Source organism: Promicromonospora sp. NPDC059942 (genome assembly GCF_042731755.1).
GTDB lineage: Bacteria > Actinomycetota > Actinomycetes > Actinomycetales > Cellulomonadaceae > Promicromonospora.
This window is the reverse complement of record NZ_JBHWLR010000008.1, coordinates 21803-44416: the sequence shown is the minus strand read 5'-3', so window position 1 is coordinate 44416 and position 22614 is coordinate 21803. Positions and strand designations below refer to the sequence as shown.

Below are 22614 nucleotides of genomic sequence, written 5' to 3'. Positions count from 1 at the left end.
GGCGGTCGCGTCGACCGCCGGACCCCGACGGCCTACCCCGCCGAGGACAGCGCCTGCTGGACGTCCTCGATGATGTCCTGGACGTCCTCCAGGCCCACCGAGAGGCGGACCGTCGTCTCCGCGATGCCGACGGCGGCCCGCCCCGGCGCCCCCAGCTTGCGGTGCGTGGTCGTCGCGGGGTGGGTGATCAGGGACTTCGCGTCGCCGAGGTTGTTCGAGATGTCGACCAGCCGCAGGGCGTCGAGGAACGCGAACGTGTGCCGCTTCGCGGCGTCGTCGTCCGTGCCCGCGGGGACCGCCAGGTCGAACGTCACGACGGTGCCGCCCCCGCTCATCTGCGACCGCGCCAGGTCCGCCTGCGGGTGGGAGTCGAGGAACGGGTAGCGCACGGTGCCCACGGCGGGCAGCTCCTCCAGGGCCTGCGCGACGGCGAGGGCGCTCGCGCTCTGGGCCGCGACCCGCACCGGCATCGTCTCCAGGCCCTTGAGCAGGGTCCACGCGTTGAACGGCGCCAGCGACGGCCCGGTGTTGCGGATGAACGTCTGCACGGGGCCGGTGATGTACTCCGTGGAGCCGAGGATCGCGCCGCCCAGCACACGCCCCTGCCCGTCGATGTGCTTGGTCGCCGAGTAGACGACCACGTCGGCGCCCAGCTCCAGCGGCTTCTGCAGCAGCGGGGTGGCGAACACGTTGTCGAGCACCACCGTCGCCCCGGCGGCGTGCGCCAGGTCCACCACGGCGCGCACGTCCACGATGTCCTGCATCGGGTTCGACGGCGTCTCGAAGAACACCACGTCGGCGGGCGTCGAGAGCGCGTCCTCCCACTGGGACAGCACGTGCCCGTCCACGTAGTCGGTGCGCACGCCCCACTTCTTGAAGATCTCCTCGAAGATCACCACGCTGGACCCGAACAGCGCCCGGGCGGCCACGATCCGCGAGCCGGAGCTCACGAGCGCGGCCAGCGACGTGAACACCGCGGACATGCCGGTCGCGGTCGCGTAGCAGGCGTCGGCGCCCTCGAGCTGGCGCAGGCGCTCCTCGAAGGTGTGCACCGTCGGGTTGCCGTAGCGCGAGTAGACGAACCGGTCGACGTCGCCCTTGAACGCGGCCTCGGCCTCCGCGGCGTTGTCGTAGACGTAGCCCTGCGTGAGGAACAGCGCCTCGCTCGTCTCCTGGAACTCGCTGCGCTGGTGGCCGCCGCGCACGGCGAGCGTCGCCGGGCGGACGCCGTCAGGGAGCGGCTTGCGGCCGGAACCGCCGGGGTTCGCGCCGGGCGGGTAAGCGCCGGTGACGGTCACGCGGGGCCCGCCGTCCACGGCAGGCCGGCGACCTTCCAGCCCTGCTGGTCCCGGACGCCGTCGGCCCCGGGCGCACCCTCGAAGCCCTCCAGCACGTTGTACGACGGCGCGATGCCCGACGCCGTGGCGAGCCGCGCCGCCGCGATCGAGCGCTGGCCGGACCGGCACAGGAAGACGACGGGCCCGCCGGAGACGCCAGCCGCCTTGAGCTCCTCCAGGAACCGGGGGTTGGGGCGGCCGCCGGCCTGCACCCACTCGGCGAACACGGGCTGCTTCTCCAGCGAGGCCGTGTCCGGGATGCCGATCGTGCGCCACTCGCCGTCGGTGCGGACGTCCACCAGCGTGGCGTCCGGGTCGCCGGCGAGCAGGTCCCAGGCCTGCTGGGGCGTGATGTCGCCGGCGTAGCCGTCGGCCGGTCGTGCTTCGACGCGCGCGGGGTCGCTCATGATGCTCCTCCATCGGTCGTGGCGGTAGCACCCTCGTCCGTCCTCCGCTGCTGCGGGGAACGCTGGGTTGCTGCGGCGTCGTCGTGCCACGTCACTCGGCCGCTCGGGATGGTCGTTGCCAACCCTACGACATGGTGTCCGGTGGGTGGAACAGTGTCTCGACAGGCAACCCGACCAATTCAGTAGGAAAGCCGGTTCTCGCTACCGTGACGACGATGCCGCGGCCCGCCCAGAACGTGGGACCAGCATCTGAGACATGCGTTGACAGGAGTTTTGCCCGCAGCACAGGATGGCCGCAGGTCATGAGCGCCAGCGTCAAGCCCCGGCTCGCTGGCCGGCAACCCTCCCTCCGCGGTGGGGTGCCCCGGGTGACGACCAGGCCGCGCGCAGCCCGCGTGCGGCAAGCGCGGGGGAACCTCCCCCAGGACTGTGCTGGAGGACGCCATGTCTGCTCCCACTCTCAGCCGTGCCACCGCGGTGACCGACCTCGCCCCGCTGCGCCCCGTCGTGGGCGGCGGGACGCTCGTCCCGCTCGTGGACGGCACGCAGGTCTCGTACGCGAACCTCGACGTCGCCGCGTCGGCCCCGGCCCTGCAGGCCGTCGCCGACCGCGTCACCCAGGTGCTGCCGCTGTACGCCAGCGTGCACCGCGGCGCGGGCTACCTCTCCCAGGTGAGCACGGCGCTCTACGAGACCGCGCGCCGCACCATCGGCGCGTTCGTCGGCGCCCGCGAGGACGACCTGACGATCATCACGCGGAACACCACCGACTCCCTCAACCTCCTCGCCGGCTGCGTCCCCGCGCAGGCCGACGGCGAGCCCGGCCGCGTGCTGGTGCTCGACGTCGAGCACCACGCGAACCTGCTGCCCTGGCAGCGCACCACCGGCGCGACCGTGCTGACCGGCGGTGCCACCGTGGCCGAGACCGTCGCCCAGATCCGGGAGGAGCTGGCCGACGCCGCCGAGGACCGCCCGTACGCCCTCCTCGCCCTGACCGGCGCCTCGAACGTGACCGGCGAGTCCCTCCCGATCGCCGAGATCGTCGCCGTCGCCCACGAGTTCGGGACGCGCGTGGCGCTCGACGGCGCCCAGCTCGTGCCGCACCGCCGCATCTCGCTGGAGTCGACCGGCGTGGACTACCTCGCGTTCTCCGGGCACAAGACCTACGCCCCGTTCGGCGCCGGCGTGCTGGTGGGCCACCGCGACTGGCTCGACGCGGGCACGCCGTACCTCGCCGGCGGCGGCGCCGTCCGCCGCGTGCGCGTGGGCGGCACCGACTGGCACGAGGGACCTGCCCGCCACGAGGCCGGCTCGCCCAACGTCATCGGCGCGGTGGCGCTCGCGGCGGCCTGCGAGGAGCTGGCCGCGCTCGACCCGGCCGAGGTCGTGGCGCACGAGAACACCCTGCGCCGCCGGCTCGTGTCCGGGCTCGAGGCGATCGACCGCGTCGAGGTCGTGCGGGTCTGGGCCGACGCCGTCGACCCGGTCGGCGTCGTCACCTTCACCGTGACCGGGTACGACCCGGGCCTCGTCGCCGCCTACCTGTCCGCGGAGCACGGCATCGGCGTCCGGGACGGCCGCTTCTGCGCGCACCCGCTGCTCGGCCGGCTCGGGTTCGACGCCGGGGCCGTGCGCGCCTCGGTCGGCGTCGGCACCGCGGGCGAGGAGATCGAGCGCCTGATCGCCGCCGTCGGCAGCCTGGTCGAGGACGGCCCGCAGGCTGGGTACGACGTCGTCGACGGGCTGTGGGTCGTGACCGACGACCCGCGCCCCGTGCCCGAGGGCTCCGGCCTCGCGGGCCTGCTGGCGACGGCAGCCCTGGGCTTCGACGAGGCCTTCGGCTGCCTCCCGGACGAGGACTGACGGCTACAGCGCCAGCGCCACGCAGATGCCGCCCATGGTGAGGTCCAGCCCGATGCACCACAGCGCGAGCGAACGGTTCACCACGACGTCACGGCGGTAGTGCACCACGTCCCACCCGGCGTGCGCGGCGAGGGCGAGGCCCGCGAGGGCCAGCCCGAGCCGCGGCTCCAGGAACAGGGCCGCCGTCGCGACCCCGAAGAAACCGGCCATGGCGGCGGCCTGCGGCCACGTCGCGCGGCGTCCGCGGGCCAGCCCGATGCCGGCCAGGACCAGCCCCACCAGGACGAACGCGATCCAGCGCGGCGTGTCCAGCAGCTCGGACGCGACGGGGATCGCGGACGCCAGGAGGGCGACGAGCCAGGCCGTCCAGCGGACGCCGGTCACGGCGGCGGCCAGGTAGCGCAGCGTCGCGACGCCGATCGCGGTGGTCGGGTCCTCGGCGACGGCGTCCTGCCAGGTGCCGCCCACGATCGCCGTCCCGCCCACCAGCAGGGCGAAGCCCGTCAGAATGCCGAGCACGATCCAGGCGGTGTTGGTGGGCCAGGTCCCGGTCCACCGGCTCGGCCGCGCGGGCGCGGTCGTCTCGAACGTCTCGGCCATGGTTCCGTTCTCCCTGTCCCGGCGCTGCGGCGCCGTCGCGGTTGGATACCCACTAGGGGTACCCAACCACGCGTCGCCGGGCCGCGGAACCATATTCGGCCACCACCGAAGTGTCAGACCGGGAACGCCTGCGGGCGGGGGAGCGCCGCCTCGATCTGGGCCGCCAGCGCCAGCAGCGTGAGCTCGCCGCCCGGCCGGCCGATGATCTGCACCCCCATCGGCAGCCCGGCCGGCGCCTCGGCGGTGGGCGCGGTCCAGTGGGTCGGCACGGTGATCGCGGGCAGCCCGGCGACGTTGAGCATCGACGTGAAGGGCGTGTACTGGCACTGCTGCTCGAAGTTCCGCTCCGGATCCTCGGCGTCGTACCAGCCGATCGGCCGTGGGGTGAGCGCGAGCGCGGGGGTCACGACGGCGTCGTAGGCGCTGACCTGCGCCACGAGCGAGCGCTCGAAGCCGGTGAGCGTCCGCACCGCCTCGGCGAGCTGCCGGGCGGGGACCGTGCGGCCGGTACGGATGAGCCACTGCGTCAGCGGCTCCAGCTTGTCCAGGGTCTCCGGGTCGTCGATCGGCACCGCCGAGGCGCCGCCCATCCACAGGGTCCGGAACGCCGGGGCGTACTCGGGGGCCGCGGCCAGCGCGAACTCCTCGACCTCGTGCCCCCGGCCGGCCAGGGCGCCCACCCCGGCGTCCAGCGCGGCGTGGGCCTCGGGGGAGACGACGATGTCGTAGAAGCCGTCCCACGCCGACGACGTGGTCACGCCGATCCGGGCGAGGCGACCGGGGTCGCCGGCCTCCTCGGCAGGCAGCTCGGCCCGCTGCGCGGCCGCGAGGTAGGCACCTGCGGCGTACGACGGCGCCCGCAGCGTGTACGGGTGCGCGACGCCGCCCCCGGCGCGCCGCGGGAGCATCGCCTCCAGCAGCAGGGCGGTGTCGGCGACGGTGCGCGAGATCGGCCCGTTCACGACCAGCCCGCCCAGGGAGTCGACGCCGCTGCCCGCGGGCAGCAGCCCGCGCGTTGGCTTGAGGCCGACGACGCCGCAGGCCGCCGCGGGGATGCGGATCGACCCGCCGCCGTCGGACCCGGGCGCGAACGGCAGCAGGCCCGCCGCCACTGCGGCGGCCGCCCCGCCGCTGGAGCCGCCCGCGCCGCGGCCCAGGTCCCAGGGGGTACGCGCAGGGGCGGCGCCGACCGGCTCGGTGTAGGCCGGGAAGCCCAGCTCGGGCGCGGCGGTCTTGCCGAGGCTGACGATCCCGGCGTCGTCGAGCACCCGCACGATCTCGTCGCTCTCCTCGGCCGGCGGCAGCCCCGCGAAGGCGCGCGACCCGAAGCCGGTGGGCACGCCCGCCCGGTTCCACAGGTCCTTGTCCCCGGTGGGCAGGCCCCACAGGCTGCCCGACGGCGGCGGCGTGCCCTCGCCGGAACCCGTCCCGCGGTTCTCCTGGAGCTCGGCCGCCCGTTTCCGGGCTTGCTCGGGGGTGACCGTGGCGAAGGCGCCGACAACGGGGTTCAGCCGCTCGATCCGGTCGAGGTAGTGCTCGGTCACCTCGGTGGGGGTGAGCTCTCCGGCGGCCAGAAGGTTGCGTAGCTCGACGGCGGTCCGCTCGTGCAGGGCATCCATCCCGTCAGGCTAGACGCTTTCTGACGAATCGCATTCAACGATGTGACCTGCGTTGATGCCCGGCGCTAGGGGCGAATTGAACTCCGCGCCGTGTAATTCTGCCGCGCAGAATGCGCTTCTGCGGCATATGTTCGTGCGGAGCTGTCACCTTTGCGCCGCGCCGTCACGGTGCGCCCGAGGTGCACAGAAATATCTCGAAGGGGGAGAACACCATGACATTCTTCAATACGGCACTCGTCGTGCCGAACGCAGTCGACTGGCTGGCACCGATCACGGACGCGCTCGGTGCGGTCGCGAGCTTCATCCCGAAGCTCCTCGTGTTCCTGGTGGTATTCCTCATCGGGTACTTCATCGCCAAGGCGATCGCCCGGTTCGTGGGCATGATCCTCACGCGGATCGGCTTCAACAAGGTGCTCGAGCGCGCGGGGGCGAACCGGCTCCTCGCCGGGTCGGGCATCGAGCCGATCGCGCTGCTCACGAAGATCATCTACTACTTCATCCTGCTCATCACGCTCCAGCTCGCGCTGAGCGCCTTCGGGCCCACCAACCCGGTGAGCGCGATCGTCAACCAGATCGTGGCGTGGCTCCCGAGCCTGGTCGTCGCGATCATCATCGTGGTGATCGCCGGCGCCATCGCGAATGTGGTGAAGGACCTTCTCATGAACACCATGAGCCGCGTTTCCTACGGCCCGCTCGTGGCGAAGACGGTGGCCTTCTTCATCATCGCGCTGGGTGTTATCGCCGCCGTGAACCAGATCGGCATCGGAACCACCGTCACAATGCCCGTTCTCATCGCATTCCTGGCCACGGTCGCCGGCATTCTCATCGTCGGCGTCGGCGGTGCGCTGATCGGCCCCATGCGGTCGCGCGTCGAGGGTTTCCTGGGCAATCTGTCGGACGGCGCCGCTGCCGCCAGGCCCGTCGCGGAGCCGAACAACACGCCCGCCGTCGCCCCCGGCACCACGGGCTCGTTCGCCCCGCCGCGCGACATCTGATCGTCCGGCCCGCATGACGCCGGGGTCGCACCGCCACGTGACGGTGCGACCCCGGCGTCGTGCCGTGCGGACTCAGTACTCGCGGTCGTCGGCCGGGACCGACGTCACGCGCGTCCCGGACGTGCCCGCCGGCCAGTCCTGGGTGACCGTCACGCGCGTCCCGTCGGTCCCGGCCGACCAGTCCTTGTTGTCGGACGTCACCCTGGTGCCGTCCGTGCTGAAGTCGCGGTCGTCGGTCGGGACGGATGTGACCCGCGTCCCGTCCGTGCCGTACTCCCGGTCGGCGGCCGCGGCCGCCCCGGCGCCGAGCACGCCCGCGGCCGTCGTGAGGAGGGCCGCGGTACCAGCGGCGGCCACCCGTACGAGCTTGTTCATCGTGAACCTCCTTCGTGGCCGGAGGGACCGTCCCGCCCGGCCCGGTCCACGCTGCGGCACGTGCGGGCGGGGCTCAACGTCCTTTGGGTGAGGCCGAATGTCCGGTCGCCGGGCCGCGCCGTCGGCCCCCGGCGTCGGCTCGCGCCGTCAGTCCCGGCTCAACAGCTCGCGCGCCTCGCCCAGCACCTCGGCGAGCCGTTCCAGGTCCGGGTCGTCCTCCGTCGGCTGGATCGCCACGGTGTCCGCGCCGGCCGCGCCGAACCGGCGCACGCCCTCGGCCAGCGCCAGGGCGTCGCCCCAGATCGCGTAGCCCGCCAGCCGCTCGTCGTCGGCCACGTCCTGGCCCCACGTGGTGAGCTCGGCGCGCAGCCGCTCGGCGGCGCCGGGTCCGGTGCCCCCGGACACGAACTGGACCACCGAGAAGGCGTCCGCCTCGCGCCCGGCGGCAGCCCGGCCCTCGGCGATCCGCTCCAGCGCGGCAGGCAGCCCGACCAGGCCCACGGAACCCTCCAGCACCACGCCGTCGCCCACCTCGCCCGCGAGGTGCAGCGACTTGGGCCCCGTCGCGGCGACCGGCACCCGCACGGGCCGGGCGGGCGGCCAGTCCAGCTTCACGTCGTCCAGGTTCACGTACCGGCCCGACACCGTCACATCCTCCCCCGCGAGCAGGGCGCGCAGCGTCGTCGCGTACTCCCGCATCAGGGTCAGGGGCGACGCCGCCTTCGCCCCCACCTGTGTCATCCAGGACTGCACGCCGTGCCCGATCCCCGGGATGAGCCGGCCCGGGAACATCCCGTCGACCGTGGCGACCTCCATCGCGGTCAGGGCGACGGTCCGCAGGGGCGTGGGCATCACGCCGATCCCCACGCGGACGTGGTCGGTCGCGGCCAGGATCGCGCTGGCGGCGGAGATCCCGCCGGTCTGGAAGCAGTCCTCCCAGAGCCAGATCTCCTCGATCCCCGCGGCCTCGACGGCGCGGGCGAGGGGGATGACGCGGGAGGGCGGGGTCGAGGGGCGGATGATGCACGCCAGTGTGGTCATGGCCACACGCTGTCACGGCGCTGCTGTCAGATCCAGCCCTTGCGCGCGGCGTGCCAGCCGAGCTGGATGCGCGTCGAGACGCCGGCGATGTCCATGAGCACCTTGACGCGGCGCTGCACCGTCCGCAGCGAGAGGCCGAGCTGGTTGGCCACCGACTGGTCCGTGAGGCCCACGAGCATCAGCCCGAGGATGCGGGCGTCCTGGTACTCGAGCTCGCCGCCGGCGTCCGGCTCGCCGGGCCGCGCGAACGGCGTGGCGTCCCGCCACACCGCCTCGAACAGCGCGATGAGGGCGTCGAGCAGCCCGGAGGGATGGATGATCAGCGCGCCCACCAGGTCGGGGGCGAGGTCGGAGTCCTCGGCGTCCACCACGGTCTGGATCGGTACGAACGCGAGCCGCCGGTCGATGATGAACAGCTTGATCGGCACCCGCTCGGAGAACCGCACCTCCTCGCCGTTGTCGATGGCCGCGGCGACGTCGTCCACCCGCATCATGCCCGTGTCCAGGAACACACGGTCGACCACCACCCGGTACCGGACGCCGCGGGCCACGGCCTGGTCCTCGGCCGTGTTGTCCTCGGCGGACATCACGAAGACCGGCGGCTTGGTGAACGACTCGACCGTCTCGCGCGCGCCGAGCTGGAGCTGCATGATGCGGTGCTTCACGGCGTCCGCCCCGCGCACCACGTCGACGACGTCGGTCGCCGGCCGCAGCGCCGACGAGCGCCGGAAGTCCTCCTCCAGCTCGATCAGCTCGACCTGCGCCGCGCGGATCTCGTCCTTGCGCCGGGCGAGCAGTGCGCCCAGCGCGATCTCGGGGGGAGCGGCCTGGAACCGGGAGTCGTCCGCGCTCTGCCGGGCTGCGAGGCCGTGGTTCTCCAGCGTGCGGAGCACGTCCAGGGCGTCGCCCGGGTCGCACCCGAGCCGGTGTGCCAGCTCCGCGGCGTCAAGCGATGGTGAGGCCACGAGCTCGCGGTACGCGAGCGACTGCGACTTGGTCAGGCCGAGCACGTCACTGAGCATGTCATCCTCCCGCCGGATGAATTTCACCGTGCCGTGGCGAGGATACGCCAGGGGGGCACTTCGATGCTTTTGTACGTTCTGTGGGCGTGTGCGCTCTTCGGCGGGAGCCGGGCCGGTTGGTAGCCTCCCGGACGTGAGCACCGAAGACGTGAGCTTCCTCGCCGACGGCGGCGAGCGGGTCGCGGGCCGCTGGTTCCTGCCGGACGGCGCCCCCGTCGGCGTCGTGGCGATCGCACCGGCCATGGCCATGCCGATGCGGTTCTACCGGCACACCGCCGCGTGGCTCGCCGAGCGCGGCTTCGCGGTGCTCACGTTCTCCTACCGCGGCTCGGAGCCGGAGCTCTACGGCCCCCTGCGGGACTCGACGGTCACCGCCCTCGACTGGTACCACGACGCCGAGGCCGCCGCGCTCCACGCGCGCGCCCGGGCCGACGCCGACGGCGTCCCGCTCACCTGGGTCGGGCACTCGTTCGGCGGCCAGAGCCTGGGCTTCCTGGCCGACGTCGGCGTCGACCGCTGCGTGATGGTGACCTCGGGAACCGGCTGGCGGGGCAAGGCGGCGCCGGCCATCCGGACCTGGTCGCCCCTGCTCTGGCGCGTCATCGCACCGACCGCGACGGCGCTGGCGGGCTACTACCCCGGCCGGCGGCTCCGGATCCTGGACGACCTGCCCGCCGGCGTCATGCGCCAGTGGGGCCGCTGGTGCCTGCACCCGGACTACCTGTTCAGCGAGCTCCCCGAGCTGCGGGACCGGTTCGCGAAGGTCGAGACGCCGGTCACCGCCCTGTGGACCGCGGACGACGAGCTGATCTCCCCGGAGTCGATCCGGTACTGGAGCCGCGAGTTCCCGGGCGCCGAGGTGGAGCTCGTGGAGATGCGCGCCGCCGACCACGGCCTGACCCGGATCGGGCACTCGGGCTTCTTCCGCCCGAAGCGCGCGGTCCTCTGGGAGCAGATCCTGCTCCCGCGCCTGGCCCTCCGCGCCCCGGCCTGACCGCTGCTCCGCCCGCCGGCCTGACCGCTCCGCCGTCGAGGCCCGGGTCGATCTGGCCCCCACGAACTCACCTTTGAGGCCCGGCTTTCTTCGCTTTGGCGCCGTCCAAAGCGAAGAAACCCGGGCCTCAAAGGGGAGTCCGTTGAGCCGCACGACGTCGGAGCGACCTCGCGACGTCGGGCAGCCGTGGCCGCCCGCGTGCCGTCCGTCAGAGGGGCCGGATCGTGCCCCTGAAGTGGCGGGTGCCCTTGCCGGACCGCCAGCCGTCGTACACGAAGCCGTCGGCGAGCTCGGTCCCGCCCGCAGAGCCCGCAGAGCCCGGAGAGCCCGCAGAGCCCGCCGGGGCGACGTCGGCCGCGTTCCGGATCGCGACGTCGACCGTGCTCGGCAGCAGGACCGGCCGGAAGAACTCGACCGTCCACTCGTACGCCTCGCCGCGCCGGGCGGGCCCGACCTCGGCCAGCGCCCGCGCCGCCGTGTACATCCCGTGCGCGATCGCCCGGGGGAAGCCGAACGCCTTGGCGCCCAGGCTCGACGTGTGGATCGGGTTCTGATCGCCCGACACCGCGCCGTAGGCCCGCCCGGTCCCGGAGCCGAGCTTCCAGCGCGCGGTCGGCAGGGGCGCCGTCCACTCCTCGCGCGGGGACTCGTCGGCCGGGGCCGCGCCGTCGGGGGCCGTGAAGCCCTTGGCGAGGTAGGTCGAGACGCCCTGGTAGGCGAGGACGCCGTCCACCAGCACCTCCGCGACCAGGTCCACCTGGACGCCCCGGCGGTGCGCCCGGGCGTCCTGCGCCCACGCCCGCACCTTGACCGTCTCGCCCAGCCGCACCGGGCGGAGCACCAGCGCCACGTTCCGCAGGTGCACCATGCCGAGCAGTGGCAGCGGGAAGTCTCCGCGCACCATCACGGCCGTGGCCAGCGGGAACGCCAGCACGTGCAGGAACCCGGCGGGCAGCACGTCCGACGACGGCTCCCCCAGCAGCTCCTGGTACGCCGCCAGGTGCGCCGCCTCGCCCGCCGTGTCCACCCGCGCCACGCGGTACGCCACCTCGGGCAGCCGGACCTCACCCCTGGGGCGCTTGCCGGGCGACCCGGCGACGCCCTTCGTGAAGAGCCCGCCCAGCCGGGGCAGCGCGGGCAGCTCGGTCACGCCGTACGGCGCACCCTGCCGCGCCACCACTCCGCCGGCATTCTCCGTGGAGGTCACTTGCCCACCATGTGCTGACCGCACACCCGGAGGGTCTGCCCGTTGATGCCGGACGCCGGCTCGGACGCGAGGAAGGAGATCGCCTCGGCGATGTCGACCGGCAGGCCGCCCTGGCCCAGCGACGGCATCCGGCGCGCCACGGTGCGGGTGAGCGCGGGCACCTTCGCGGTCATCTCGGTCTCGATCCAGCCCGGCGCGACGGCGTTCGTCGTGCCGCCGGTGGCCGCGAGCACCGGAGCGCCCGCGGCGGCGTTCGCGATGACCCCGGCCTTCGTGTAGCCGTAGTTGGTCTGCCCCCGGTTGCCGGCCAGGCCGGTGGTCGAGGCCAGCGAGACGATCCGCAGACCCTCGACGCCGGCCGCGAGCAGGCGCTCGTTGATCTGGAGCTGCGCCGTGAGGTTCACCGCGATGACCGGGTCCCACTTGTCGGCCGTCATGTTGGCGAGCAGCTTGTCGCGGGTGATGCCGGCGTTGTGGACCAGGATGTCCAGTCCGCCGAGCGGCTTGGTGGCGGCCAGGATCTTGTCGGCCGCGTCGTCGGCGGTGATGTCGAGCTGGAGCGCGACGCCGCCGATCTCGTTCGCGACGGTCGCGAGCGACTCGCCGGCCGGCGGCACGTCGATGACGACCACCTTGGCACCGTCCCGGGCCATCGTCCGGGCGATCGCCGCGCCGATGCCGCGCGCGGCGCCGGTGACGACGGCCACCTTCCCGGCCAGCGGCTGCTCCCAGTCGACCGGGCCGGCGGCGTCGGACGGCCCGACGGGCAGGAGCTGCCCGTCCACGTAGGCCGACCTGGCGGACAGGAAGAAGCGCAGCGTGGCCACGGCCGACGCGGAGTCGACGCCCGCACCGCCCGTGAGCTGGATGCCGTTGGCCGTGGACCCGCCGCGCAGCTCCTTGCCGAGCGAACGGACCAGGCCCTCGACGCCGCCACGGGTCGCGGCCAGGACCGGCGCGTCGCCCTCGGCGACGGCGCGGGAGATGCTCACGACCCGGCCGTTGCCCGCCAGGCGCCGCAGCGTGCCGGCGACGGTGAGCACCGGAGTGGACACGGCCGCCGGGGTCTCGGCCCCGGTCAGCACCAGCACGACGGCGCCGAACCGCTCGCCGTCGGCGGTCTCCGGGCTGCGGCGCACGTCGACGTCCCAGCCGGACAGGACCTTGGCCACGGCGTCGGCGTCGGCGGCCGAGGCGTCGTCGGACACCACCAGGACCGGGCCCACGGTGAGCGGGCTACCGGGCCGGTAGCGCCGGAGGATGGCCGGCTGGGGCAGGCCCAGCTTCTTGAAGACGGGCTTGAGCGTCCCGTTGGCCAGGTTGAGATAGCTGTCGGTCACGATGTCCTCTTCGTTGCGGGGCGGTACGGGCGGGCTCGGGCGTGCGCTGCCGCCCGGTTCAGACGGACTCGACCAGGGCGACCGCGCCCAGACCGCCGGCGGCGCAGACCGAGATCAGCGCCCGTGCGGGCTGCCCGGTCTCCTTGGCCTTCGCGGAGACCAGCTTGGCGGCGGTCGCGATGATGCGGCCACCGGTCGCGGCGAACGGGTGACCCGCCGCGAGCGAGGAGCCGTTCACGTTGAGCCTGCTGCGGTCCACCTTGCCGAACGCGCCGTCGAGCCCGAGCTCCATACGGCAGTATTCCTCGTCCTCCCACGCGGCCAGCGTGGTCAGCACCGTGGAGGCGAACGCCTCGTGGATCTCGAAGAAGTCGATGTCGTCCAGGGTGAGGCCGTTCCGGGCCAGCAGGCGCGGGACCGCCGCCACCGGGGCCATGAGCAGACCCTCGTGGCCGTGCACGAAGTCGACGGCCGCCGTCTCGGCGTCCACGAACTTGGCGAGGATCGGCAGCTCTCGCTCTTCCGCCCACTCGCGGGACGCGAAGAGGACGGCGGAGGCGCCGTCGGTCAGCGGCGTGGAGTTGCCCGCGGTCATGGTGGCCGCGTCCTCGAGCTTCGCGCCGAACACGGGCTTGAGCTTGGCGAGCTTCTCGAGCGACGTGTCGGGGCGCAGGTTGTCGTCCCGGGTCAGGCCCTTGTACGGCGTGACCAGGTCGTCGAAGAAGCCGGACTCCCAGGCGCGGGCGAGGTTCTGGTGCGAGTTGAACGCGATCTCGTCCTGCGCCTCGCGGGAGATGCCCCACTTCGCCGTGGTGATCGCCTGGTGCTCGCCCATCGAGAGGTGGGTGCGCGGCTCGCCGGTGCTCGGGGTGGCGGGGGCCAGGTCCTTGGGGCGGATCTGGAGCAGCGCCTTGACCTTGGCCCCGGTGGTCTTGGCGTGGTTCGCGTCCAGGAGCGCGGCGCGCAGCCGGTCGCTGACCACGATCGGCGCGTCCGAGACGGTGTCGGTGCCGCCGGCGATCGCGGACTCGATCTGGCCGAGCTTGATCTTGTTCGTCACCGCGATGGCGGCCTCGAGGCCGGTGGCGCACGCCTGCTGCACGTCGTAGGCGGGGGTGGTGGGCGACAGGGAGGAGCCCAGCACGCTCTCGCGGATGAGGTTGAAGTTCTTGCTGTGCTTCAGCACGGCGCCGCCGACGACCTCGCCCAGGCGCTCGCCCTGCAGGCCGAAGCGGGCGACGAGCCCCTCCAGCGCCGCGGTGAACATGTCCTGGTTGCTGGTCCGCACGTACTTCTTGCCGGCGCGGGAGAACGGGATGCGGTTGCCGCCGATGATCACGGCTTCGCGCGTGGACGGGACGGGGGCGGGGGTAGTGGACACGTCGCTGTTCCTTCTCACTTCATCGTCGGGCAGAGGCTTCGTTGGGTCGAGCCTTGTCGAGACCAGGCCGGGCCGCGACCCGGTTCGCCCCGGGTGGTGCCCAGGACTCACAGTACCTGATACTCTCAGTCTCGTGAGACGAATCACAAGACCTCTAGCGAGTCAAGGTGGGGAGGCGGACCGATGAGCATCGGAGTCGACGGTCGTTCGACCCGCTGGGACGACCACCGCACGGCCCGTCGGGCAGAGCTCGTCCGCGCCGCGCGCAAGGCCGTGCACCGCCTGGGGCCCGCGGTCTCGATGGACGAGATCGCCGCCGCCGCGGGGACGTCCAAGTCGATCGTCTACCGGTACTTCGACGACAAGGCGGGCCTGCGGCTCGCCGTCGCCGAGACGGTGGTCATGCAGATGCACGACGCGCTGCGCGCCGCCGCGCAGCAGGCCGACAACCCGGAGATGGCGCTGCGCGAGATGGTGCGCGTCTACCTCGAGATGATCGAGAGCTCCCCCAACGTCTACTGGTTCGTCACCCGGACCGCCATCGGCGGCAACGAGCCCGCGCCCGTCGAGAGCGGCCGCCGCGGCCGTCGCGCCCCGGCGCCCGCCGACGACGCGGGCGTGCCGGGCACCCCCGCCGACCTGCACCCGCTCGGCGCCTACCTCGACTCGGTGATCGAGCTCGTCGCGGAGCCGTTCGCGCGGGCCACCGACGTACCTCCGGCGGACGCCGCGGCCTGGGCCGCCGGCGCCGTCGGCTTCGTGCGCGGCTCCGGCGAGTGGTGGCTCGGCCACCGCACCGTCGAGTCGACGCCGCTGACCCGTGAGCAGCTCACCGAACGGGTGACCCTCTGGCTCTGGACCGGGCCCGTGGGCGTGCTGCACAACCGCCCCGGCGCCGCACCGGCGACCGCCTGACCCCGACCCACCCTCCCGACATCCAGAACCTGGCCCCCTGGCCGAACACCGAGGAGAACCGATGACGACCACCTCCGAGCCCGTGACCACCACCGCGGCGGGGCCACAGGCCGTGGCGCCCCAGCCCGAGGCGGCCCGTCCGGCGTCGGGCACCCGTGTGGACGTACCTGCCCTGGAGCAGATGCTGCTGGGCCGCTGGCCCGAGGAACGGTCCGAGGCCCGGCGGATGGTGGCCGCGCACCCCGAGCTCTGGAAGCAGGAGGGGATCACCAAGGAGGAGCACCGGGAGATCACGCTCGCCCAGATGAAGCAGATGGTGCCGTACGGCCAGGTGCTGCGGGCCTTCCCGGAGCGCCTCGGCGGCCGTGAGCAGGCCGGCGGCAACCTCGTGGGCTTCGAGGAGCTCGTCGCGGCCGACCCGTCGCTGCAGATCAAGGCGGGCGTGCAGTGGGGCCTCTTCGCCTCTGCGATCAACCACCTCGGCACCGAGGAGCAGAAGGACCGCCTGCTCCCCGGGGCGATGGACCTGAGCGTCCCGGGTGCGTTCGCGATGACCGAGACGGGCCACGGCTCCGACGTCGCCGCCATCGGCACCACCGCGACGTACGACCCGGAGACCGAGGAGTTCGTGATCAACACCCCGTTCCGCGGGGCGTGGAAGCAGTACCTCGGCAACGCGGCGAAGCACGGCGTGGCCGCGACGGTGTTCGCGCAGCTGATCACCAACGGCGTGGACCACGGCGTGCACTGCTTCTATGTGCCGATCCGGGACCCGCAGACCATGGAGTTCCTGCCCGGCGTCGGCGGCGAGGACGACGGCCAGAAGGGCGGCCTCAACGGCATCGACAACGGCAAGCTGCACTTCACGGACGTGCGGGTGCCGCGCCGCGACCTCCTGGCCCGGTACGGCCAGGTCGCCGCGGACGGCACCTACACCTCCTCGATCGACAGCCCCGGCCGCCGCTTCTTCACGATGCTCGGCGCCCTCGTGCAGGGTCGCGTCTCGCTCGACGGCGCGGCGATCACCGCGGCGAAGATCGGTCTCGCGATCGCCACGAAGTACGCCGAGCAGCGCCGCCAGTTCTCGCCCGCGACCGGCGCCGACGAGCTGACGCTGCTGGACTACGCGACGCACCGGCGCCGGCTCTTCCCCCGCATCGCCGAGGCGTACGCCATGCACTTCGCGCACGACGAGCTGCTGGACCTGTTCGACGACGTGTTCTCGGGACGCGAGGACACCCCCGCCAAGCGCGAGGACCTGGAGACGACGGCGGCGGCGCTCAAGGCGACGTCCACCTGGTACTCCCTCGACACCCTGCAGGAGTGCCGCGAGGCCTGCGGCGGCGCCGGCTTCCTCTCCGAGAACCGGTTCACCGGGCTGCGCGCGGACCTCGACATCTACGCCACCTTCGAGGGCGACAACCACGTGCTGCTGCAGCTCGCGGCCAAGCGCCTCGTGGGGGACTACGGCAAGAAGATGGCCCGGGCCGCGAAGTCCCCGGCGGGCATGGCGGGCATCGTCGCCGGGCAGGCCCGGGACGCGGTGCTGCACAAGACCCCGCTGCGCCGGCTGGGCCAGTCGGTGGCCGACGGCGGCGGCGCGCGCTCCGCGGGCCGCGTGCTCGACGCCGAGGTGCAGCGCGGCCTGATCGCCGGCCGCTACGAGGGCATGGTCGCGGCCACCGCGATGGGCATGCGCCCCGCGCTCAAGGCCGACCCGGTCAGGGCGCAGGAGATCTTCGACGACAACCAGGTCGGCCTCATCGGGTCCGCCGCCGCGTGGGCCGAGCTCGTCCGCTGGGACGCGTTCACGAAGGCCATCGGCACGGTGTCCGACCCCGGTAACCGCAAGGTGCTGACCCTGCTGCGCGACATCTACGGTCTCACCACGATCGAGCGGCACCTCGACTGGCACCTGACCAACGGCCGCATCTCGACGGGGCGCGCCAAGGCTGTCACGGCGACGATCGACCGCCTGCTCAAGGCGCTGCGCCCGCACGTGCTCGACGTCATCGACGCCTGGGGCTTCTCGCAGGAGCACCTGCGCGCGCCGATCGCCGACGGCTCCGAGAAGGTGCGCCAGGACGAGGCCCGCGCGTACTACCGCGAGCTGCGCGCGAGCGGCACGGCGCCGATCAGCGAGAAGGAGCTGCGCAAGCAGCAGGCCAAGCAGGCACGCTAGGGCCGGGACCGCCTCGCCGAGCTACGCCGGCGAGGCGGTCACGACCAGCGGGTCACGCGGCGTCCGGCACCGCGGCCACGACCGGCACCGGGAGCTGCTGCACCGGGACCGGCTCGGCCTCGGCGTCGGGCTCCTCGGTGTCGACGGGACGCGCGAGCGGGCCGCCGAGGGTGATCGGGGCGTCCGTCGCGGGCGCCGGTTCGGGTATCGCGCGTACCACGACGAAAGTGCCCGCCAGCCCCAGGAGGGCGGCGAGCACCGCGAGCGGTACGAGCTGATATGCGAGTGTCATTCCGAGCAGCGTGCCGACGCCTACCGCGACGGACGATCCGAGAACGAGTACGCGGGTCATCTGGAGCCTCCCTGCCAAGGTGTCTCCGAGGAGAAATTGCCTGACCCCAGGGGGGAACTCTGCGGTGCCGCACTCCGGAAGATGCCCCTCGGGCGTCTGGGGGCGCACGAAGAGCATGAACTGGGGCCCGGCCGAGCTGGGGCTCATCAGATTGTTTGTGGCGACCTGCCTCGCCGCCTTTTCCAGGAAACCCCAACCTGCGCGGCTCCGCACCCCGAACAGCCCCGCTCCTGGTCACGACTGGGTCACGGCCGCGTACGGGCCGCTCCGCTCACACCGGGTTGCAGTGCGCGGTGGCGGTGAGGATCAGGCCGACGTCGGGCCGCCACGGCTCCAGGTTCCACGTCTCCTTGTCCATGGCGCCCACGGCGTGGCACACGAGCTGGTGCTCCATCGTGTCGCTGTCCGCCTCCGGCTCGGCGGCCACGAGCTGGGTGCGGATCAGGTCCAGGCCTGCCTCTCCCGCGCGCCGGGCCCAGTCCGCCGGGTCGACGGCGAGGGACCGCCCGCCTTCGTTCTCGCCCCAGGTGGTGCTCTCGATCGACTCGGTGCCGACCACGAACGTGACCGTCACCGGCTCGGTGCGCGCCGGCCGCTCGTCGCTCCCGGAGGTCGCCGAACGGTCGTCGATCCGCAGCCTGGCCTGGGTCGCGTCGATGTCGGTGACCTCGATGCGCGGTGCGTCCTCGGCGTCGGACGGCGGTTCCGGCGGGGCGATCGCCGCGACGGGCGTGCCGTTGCCGTCGAGCACGGAGATGCTCCCGTCGGTGTCGACGTCGAGCGCGCCGGGCGAGGTCAGGGAGAGCCGGGCGGAGCCCTCGGGGCCGAGGGAGAGCGTGACCGTCCGCGTGCCCGGCCCGAGCTCGTCCTCCCGCACGTCGGCCGCCTTGCGCGAGCTGACCTCCAGGACGACGTCGCCGACGGTGACGGTGCTGGTCTGCGCCTTCGGCTCCGTGCTGCCCTGCTCGGACGACGGTGTCGACGTCGATGTCGGTGTCGGCTGCGATGCTGTCGCGGTCGGGTCACCGGCTCCGTCCGATCCCTGGGCGCGCTCGATCAGGCTGCACCCGCCCATGGCGAGGACGGCCGCGAGCGCGGCGCACGCGGCAAGGGGGGAGGCGACGGCCCGGCGGATCTGCACATCCCCATTGTGCGGGGTGCCGGCTGTGCGCGAGGTGGGCCCGGGTCGGCGTGCCGGGTGGCGCGCCTCGACCTCACCCCCTACAGTTAGAACATGCGTTCGAACAATGTGCTGGTGGCTCGCGGTCCGGCCGACGTGCCGGACCAGTCTCCGCGTGGTGCGTCCGCACCGCGCGAGTCGGGGTTCGCGAGCGGTTTCGCGAACCTTTCGGAGGCGGTCGACGCCGTGGCGGCGATCGACTCCCTGCTCTCCTCGCTCGCGGCCTCGCGCGCCGTGCTGATGGAGTCGGTCCGGGAGTGGGTGGCCGACCGGCCCGACCTGTTCGACGCCCCCGAGGTCGAGGCGGACGATCTCGCGGGCCTGGCGCCCGAGCTCGTCGAGCGGCTGGCCGCGGCGCTCCGGGTGCCGGAGAGCTCGGCGGTCGCGCTCATCGAGGAGTCCCGGGCGCTGGTGCACGAGCACCCGCGGACGCTCGCCGCGCTGCGCGGGGGGCACATCACGCACGCGCACGCGCAGACGATCCTCGGGTACACGGACGGGCTGCGGCGGGGCAACCGGGTGGCGCTGGAGACCCGCCTGCTCAAGCACGCGCGCACCACGACACCCGGTGAGCTGAGCCTGGTGGCGCGTGCCGAGCGTGAGCGGCGGCTGCGTCCGGTGCGGAGGGCCGAGCCACAGGTCGTGGCACCCGCCGAGCACCGGTCCCGGCGTCAGCGGGTCAGCGCCGTCCCCACAGGTCGTCCCACGCCGTGAAGGCCTCGTCGGTGTGCCGGTTCTGCTGCTGGCCACCGGCGGGTGCCTGGCCACCCCAGGCCGGCGTGTCCCATACCGGCGCAGCCTGCCCCGGCTGTTCCGGACCGCTGCCCTGGACACCGCCCTGAGCATCGGCCTGTCCGGCGCCCTGCGCGGTGTCGTACTGGGCCCAGTGCTGCTGCTGGTCGTACGGCGCGCCCGGCTGCTCGCCGGACGTGCTCGTGCCGTACCCGGCGGCGGCCGGGTAGCCCTGGTCGTACGGGGCGTCGTAGCCGCCGGGCGGCGTCGCCGGCTGCGCGGGCTGGTGCGGTTCCGCCCAGGGCTGTGCCGACTCCGTCTGCCCGGTCCACAGGGGCGCGGCCTGGTACTCCTGCGACCACGGCCGGTCCAGGGCGCTGGGCGTCTGGTACGGCTGGGCGCCGTCGTCCCGGGGGCTGCCGTGGCGGCCGCCGTAGGTGGGCTCGCCGCGGTCCGGGGAGTCGTAGGCCCGGTCGCCGAAACCCTGGTTGCCAAAACTTTGGTCACCGAAGCCCTGGTTGCCGAGGCCCTGCGCGGCAGAGGGCGTCTGGCCGAACGTGTCCTCCCGCCCGGACGACGGCGGGAGCGACGGGTAGCCGTCGTCGTTCCGTCGCGGCGCCGAGACCGCGGCGAAGGTGGTGGTGGCCAGGTACTGCTCGAACGGGACGTCGAAGGTCTCGTCGTGCGACCAGGACGAGTCCCACGGTTCGGCGGCCGGGGCCGGGGCGGCCCGCCGGCCGTCGTCGGGCATCGGGGGCAGGCGGATCTCGCCCGAGCTGTGCCGTACGCGGTCGTGCATCTGCCCCACCCAGTTCAGGGCGAGCTCGAAGCGCATGGTGCCGAGGCCGTCCACGCCCAGCTCACCGCCGAGCGCAGGGTGCGGGTTGAACGTGTACACGTCCTCCTCGCCCAGCCGGATGCCGCGGCTGCGGGCGTCACGGACCAGGTCGTCCATGAGGTACGTGGCGCGCCCGTCGGCCGACTCCAGCTCCGCGTACATGGTCACGGCGGAGTTCCAGCGCAGCTCGAGCGTGCCCTCGACCGTGTCCAGGAACCACCACCCGTCGAGCGACTCCAGGAAGATGTCGCCGAAGCAGGTGGCGAAGCGCGGGGTCTGTTCGCGGATCCCCATCCAGTGCCACGAGGCCAGCCCGAACTCGAAGGCAACCTTCGGGAAAGTCCGGAGCAGCTTCATGTCCGAATGAAACCACTTTCGGGTAAACGTCGGGAACCCCTACGTGACATCTTTGTTTCACCCTTAACGGGACGGGTCCGAGCCGGTCACGCCAGGCCCGACTGATAGGCGAACACCACGAGCTGGGCCCGGTCGCGCGCCGAGAGCTTGATCATCGCGCGCGACACGTGCGTGCGGGCGGTGGCAGGGCTGAGCACCAGCTCCTCGGCGATCTCGTGGTTGCTCATCCCCTGCGCCACGAGGCCCACCACCTCACGCTCGCGTTCCGTGAGGTCACCGATCCGCGGGTGCGGTTCCAGGGCGCGCGGCGACGCCGCGGTGAACTCCCGGATGAGGGTCCGGGTGGCCGACGGCGCGAGGAGCGCCCCGCCGTCGTGCACCGTGCGGATCGCGGTGACGAGCTCCGCCGGGGGCGTGTTCTTGAGCAGGAACCCGCTCGCCCCGGCACGCAGCCCGTCGACGACGTACTGGTCGTGCTCGAACGTCGTCAGCACCACGACGCGCGTCGCGGCCAGGTCGGGGTCCTCGGCGATGCGCCGCGTCGCCTCGATGCCGTCGATGCCGGGCATCCGGATGTCCATCAGCACCACGTCCGGCCGCAGGCGCCGGGCCTCGGCCACGGCGGCGATGCCGTCGGCGGCCTCGCCCGCGACCGTCGTGTCCGCCTCGCCCGCGATGAGCGCGCGCAGGCCCATCCGGACCAGGTCCTGGTCGTCCACGAGCAGCACCGAGATCATGCGACACCTCCCGCGGGCAGCGCCGCCCGCACCTCGAACGACTCGTCGACGGGCCCGGCATCGAGCCGTCCGCCCAGGGACTCGACCCGGTGCCGCATCCCGGTGATGCCGAACCCGGCGACGAACGCGGCGCCGGACGGGCGCGGGTTGCGCACCGCCAGCCGGACGGCGTCCGGCTCGTACGCGACCTCGACCCGCGCGGCCGCGCCGGCCCCGTGCTTGACCACGTTGGTCAGCGACTCCTGGAGCACCCGGTAGGCGGCGAGGTCCACGGCGTCGGGCAGGGTCCTGGGCGTGCCGGTGACCGCGAGGTCCACCGCGACCCCCGCGGACCGGACCCGCTGCGCGAGCACCTCCAGGTTGGCGAGCCCCGCGGTCGGCGCGCGCTCGGGGCCGGAGCCGGGCCGGATGTCCGCCAGCGTGGTCCGCAGCTCGGTCAGCGCCTCGTTCGCGGCCCGCGAGATCGCCCCCAGGGCGGCGGTCGCGTCGTCCGGCCGCCCCAGGTGGAGCGCGATGTCCGCCTGCATCTGGATGGCGGCCAGCCCGTGCCCCACCACGTCGTGCACCTCGTGCGCGAGCCGCAGCCGCTCGTCGTCACGGGCCTGCTGCTCCTCGGCCGCGCGCTGCGTCGACCGGGCCTCGTCCCACGTGCGCCGCGCGACGCCGATGCTGAACGGCACCGCGACGAAGGCGCTCGCGGGCACGAGCCCGGCGGGGGCGCCCAGCCCGGCGGGGTGCGTGAAGACGGGGATCACGAGGAGCGCGAGCGTCCCCGCCGCCCAGACCAGGGCGGGGCGGAGCGGGCGCCGTCGGGCCAGGGAGTAGACCGCCACCGCCAGGCACACCATCACCGGGCCGTACGGGAAGGCGAGCAGCAGGTAGCCGACGGTCGCCGCCGTGACGACGCCCAGCGTGGGCACGGGCCAGCGCGTGCGGAACAGCGTCCCGGCCGCCGCGGCCACCGCCAGGGTGTAGCCGAGCGCGTCGACGGGCCGGTCCACCGCGGACGAGCCGTCCAGGAACGGCAGGCTCACGAGCACGAGCGCCGTCAGCGCCGCGCTCACGCCCACGTCCTCCAGGCGCAGCTTTCCCATGCCCACCTCCGGCCCTTCTGTGTCCGACAGCCCCACTGTGTCCGAC

Annotated in this window: 21 protein-coding genes and 1 riboswitch; of the genes, 6 read left to right on the top strand and 15 right to left on the bottom strand. The window is 73.4% G+C overall.

Annotation, left to right across the window (positions count from 1 at the left end; genetic code table 11):
* Positions 1-32: 32 nt before the first annotated feature.
* Both ACFV9Q_RS14550 and ACFV9Q_RS14545 read right to left on the bottom strand, forming a co-directional pair.
* Positions 33-1298: an O-succinylhomoserine sulfhydrylase gene (locus ACFV9Q_RS14550; protein WP_377234986.1), complete on the bottom strand. Its 1266-nt coding sequence runs from the start codon at positions 1296-1298 to the stop codon at positions 33-35.
* Entirely contained in the window at positions 1295-1744 is a 450-nt protein-coding gene (locus ACFV9Q_RS14545; protein ID WP_377231842.1) for a rhodanese-like domain-containing protein, read from the bottom strand. Before ACFV9Q_RS14545 ends, ACFV9Q_RS14550 begins: the two co-directional genes overlap by 4 nt.
* 298 nt (positions 1745-2042) lie before the next feature.
* Positions 2043-2157, top strand: a riboswitch (SAM riboswitch).
* 31 nt (positions 2158-2188) lie between these two features.
* On the opposite strand from ACFV9Q_RS14545, the gene ACFV9Q_RS14540 reads away from it, so the two are divergent.
* On the top strand, positions 2189-3607 hold the full coding sequence (locus tag ACFV9Q_RS14540) for an aminotransferase class V-fold PLP-dependent enzyme (RefSeq protein ID WP_377234985.1): 1419 nt from the start codon (positions 2189-2191) through the stop codon (positions 3605-3607).
* Positions 3608-3610: 3 nt separating this feature from the next.
* On the opposite strand, the gene ACFV9Q_RS14535 is transcribed toward ACFV9Q_RS14540, so the two are convergent.
* Positions 3611-4207, bottom strand: a complete 597-nt coding sequence (locus ACFV9Q_RS14535; RefSeq protein WP_377234984.1) for a hypothetical protein — start codon at positions 4205-4207, stop codon at positions 3611-3613.
* Between the two features lie 113 nt (positions 4208-4320).
* Positions 4321-5826, bottom strand: a complete 1506-nt coding sequence (locus ACFV9Q_RS14530) for an amidase (protein ID WP_377234983.1) — start codon at positions 5824-5826, stop codon at positions 4321-4323.
* A 212-nt stretch (positions 5827-6038) separates the two neighbouring features.
* Between ACFV9Q_RS14530 and ACFV9Q_RS14525 the strand changes: the two genes are divergently transcribed.
* Complete coding sequence (locus tag ACFV9Q_RS14525; protein ID WP_377234982.1) at positions 6039-6821, top strand: hypothetical protein; 783 nt, start codon at positions 6039-6041, stop codon at positions 6819-6821.
* A 72-nt stretch (positions 6822-6893) separates the two neighbouring features.
* Here the strand turns inward: ACFV9Q_RS14525 and ACFV9Q_RS14520 are convergent, their stop codons facing one another.
* From ACFV9Q_RS14520 to ACFV9Q_RS14510, 3 genes are all read right to left on the bottom strand, one after another.
* The gene (locus ACFV9Q_RS14520; protein WP_377234981.1) at positions 6894-7196 is read right to left on the bottom strand and encodes a hypothetical protein; all 303 of its coding nucleotides are present in this window, start codon (positions 7194-7196) and stop codon (positions 6894-6896) included.
* A 147-nt stretch (positions 7197-7343) separates the two neighbouring features.
* Entirely contained in the window at positions 7344-8237 is an 894-nt protein-coding gene (locus ACFV9Q_RS14515) for an LLM class flavin-dependent oxidoreductase (RefSeq protein WP_377234980.1), read from the bottom strand.
* A gap of 26 nt (positions 8238-8263) precedes the next feature.
* Positions 8264-9259, bottom strand: coding sequence for a helix-turn-helix domain-containing protein (locus tag ACFV9Q_RS14510; RefSeq protein WP_377234979.1), 996 nt, complete (start codon positions 9257-9259; stop codon positions 8264-8266).
* 133 nt (positions 9260-9392) lie between these two features.
* Between ACFV9Q_RS14510 and ACFV9Q_RS14505 the strand changes: the two genes are divergently transcribed.
* Positions 9393-10253: a hypothetical protein gene (locus ACFV9Q_RS14505; protein ID WP_377234978.1), complete on the top strand. Its 861-nt coding sequence runs from the start codon at positions 9393-9395 to the stop codon at positions 10251-10253.
* A 208-nt stretch (positions 10254-10461) separates the two neighbouring features.
* Here the strand turns inward: ACFV9Q_RS14505 and ACFV9Q_RS14500 are convergent, their stop codons facing one another.
* Genes ACFV9Q_RS14500 through ACFV9Q_RS14490 form a run of 3 tightly spaced genes read right to left on the bottom strand, consistent with a single transcriptional unit; the run spans position 10462 to position 14181 of the window.
* On the bottom strand, positions 10462-11460 hold the full coding sequence (locus ACFV9Q_RS14500) for a MaoC family dehydratase (protein WP_377234977.1): 999 nt from the start codon (positions 11458-11460) through the stop codon (positions 10462-10464).
* The gene (locus ACFV9Q_RS14495; RefSeq protein ID WP_377234976.1) at positions 11457-12800 is read right to left on the bottom strand and encodes a 3-oxoacyl-ACP reductase; all 1344 of its coding nucleotides are present in this window, start codon (positions 12798-12800) and stop codon (positions 11457-11459) included. The genes ACFV9Q_RS14500 and ACFV9Q_RS14495 overlap by 4 nt, the downstream gene beginning before the upstream one ends.
* Before the next feature lie 58 nt (positions 12801-12858).
* Positions 12859-14181, bottom strand: coding sequence for an acetyl-CoA C-acetyltransferase (locus ACFV9Q_RS14490; RefSeq protein ID WP_377234975.1), 1323 nt, complete (start codon positions 14179-14181; stop codon positions 12859-12861).
* 183 nt (positions 14182-14364) lie between these two features.
* On the opposite strand from ACFV9Q_RS14490, the gene ACFV9Q_RS14485 reads away from it, so the two are divergent.
* Both ACFV9Q_RS14485 and ACFV9Q_RS14480 read left to right on the top strand, forming a co-directional pair.
* Entirely contained in the window at positions 14365-15096 is a 732-nt protein-coding gene (locus tag ACFV9Q_RS14485) for a TetR/AcrR family transcriptional regulator (protein ID WP_377234974.1), read from the top strand.
* A gap of 61 nt (positions 15097-15157) precedes the next feature.
* Positions 15158-17278, top strand: coding sequence for an acyl-CoA dehydrogenase (locus ACFV9Q_RS14480; RefSeq protein ID WP_377234973.1), 2121 nt, complete (start codon positions 15158-15160; stop codon positions 17276-17278).
* Positions 17279-17330: 52 nt separating this feature from the next.
* On the opposite strand, the gene ACFV9Q_RS14475 is transcribed toward ACFV9Q_RS14480, so the two are convergent.
* Positions 17331-17570, bottom strand: coding sequence for a hypothetical protein (locus ACFV9Q_RS14475; protein WP_377234972.1), 240 nt, complete (start codon positions 17568-17570; stop codon positions 17331-17333).
* A gap of 331 nt (positions 17571-17901) precedes the next feature.
* Positions 17902-18771, bottom strand: coding sequence for a DUF2599 domain-containing protein (locus ACFV9Q_RS14470; protein ID WP_377234971.1), 870 nt, complete (start codon positions 18769-18771; stop codon positions 17902-17904).
* A gap of 93 nt (positions 18772-18864) precedes the next feature.
* Here ACFV9Q_RS14470 and ACFV9Q_RS14465 point away from each other — a divergent pair, with 93 nt between their 5' ends.
* Complete coding sequence (locus ACFV9Q_RS14465; RefSeq protein WP_377234970.1) at positions 18865-19524, top strand: hypothetical protein; 660 nt, start codon at positions 18865-18867, stop codon at positions 19522-19524.
* Here ACFV9Q_RS14465 and ACFV9Q_RS14460 read toward each other — a convergent pair.
* The 3 genes from ACFV9Q_RS14460 to ACFV9Q_RS14450 form a co-directional block, all read right to left on the bottom strand.
* Complete coding sequence (locus ACFV9Q_RS14460; protein ID WP_377234969.1) at positions 19490-20737, bottom strand: T6SS immunity protein Tdi1 domain-containing protein; 1248 nt, start codon at positions 20735-20737, stop codon at positions 19490-19492. The genes ACFV9Q_RS14465 and ACFV9Q_RS14460 overlap by 35 nt on opposite strands.
* A gap of 86 nt (positions 20738-20823) precedes the next feature.
* Positions 20824-21474 (bottom strand): response regulator, encoded by a 651-nt coding sequence (locus ACFV9Q_RS14455; RefSeq protein WP_377229111.1) that lies wholly within the window; start codon positions 21472-21474, stop codon positions 20824-20826.
* Positions 21471-22568 (bottom strand): sensor histidine kinase, encoded by a 1098-nt coding sequence (locus tag ACFV9Q_RS14450; protein WP_377234968.1) that lies wholly within the window; start codon positions 22566-22568, stop codon positions 21471-21473. The genes ACFV9Q_RS14455 and ACFV9Q_RS14450 overlap by 4 nt, the downstream gene beginning before the upstream one ends.
* Positions 22569-22614 lie beyond the last annotated feature (46 nt).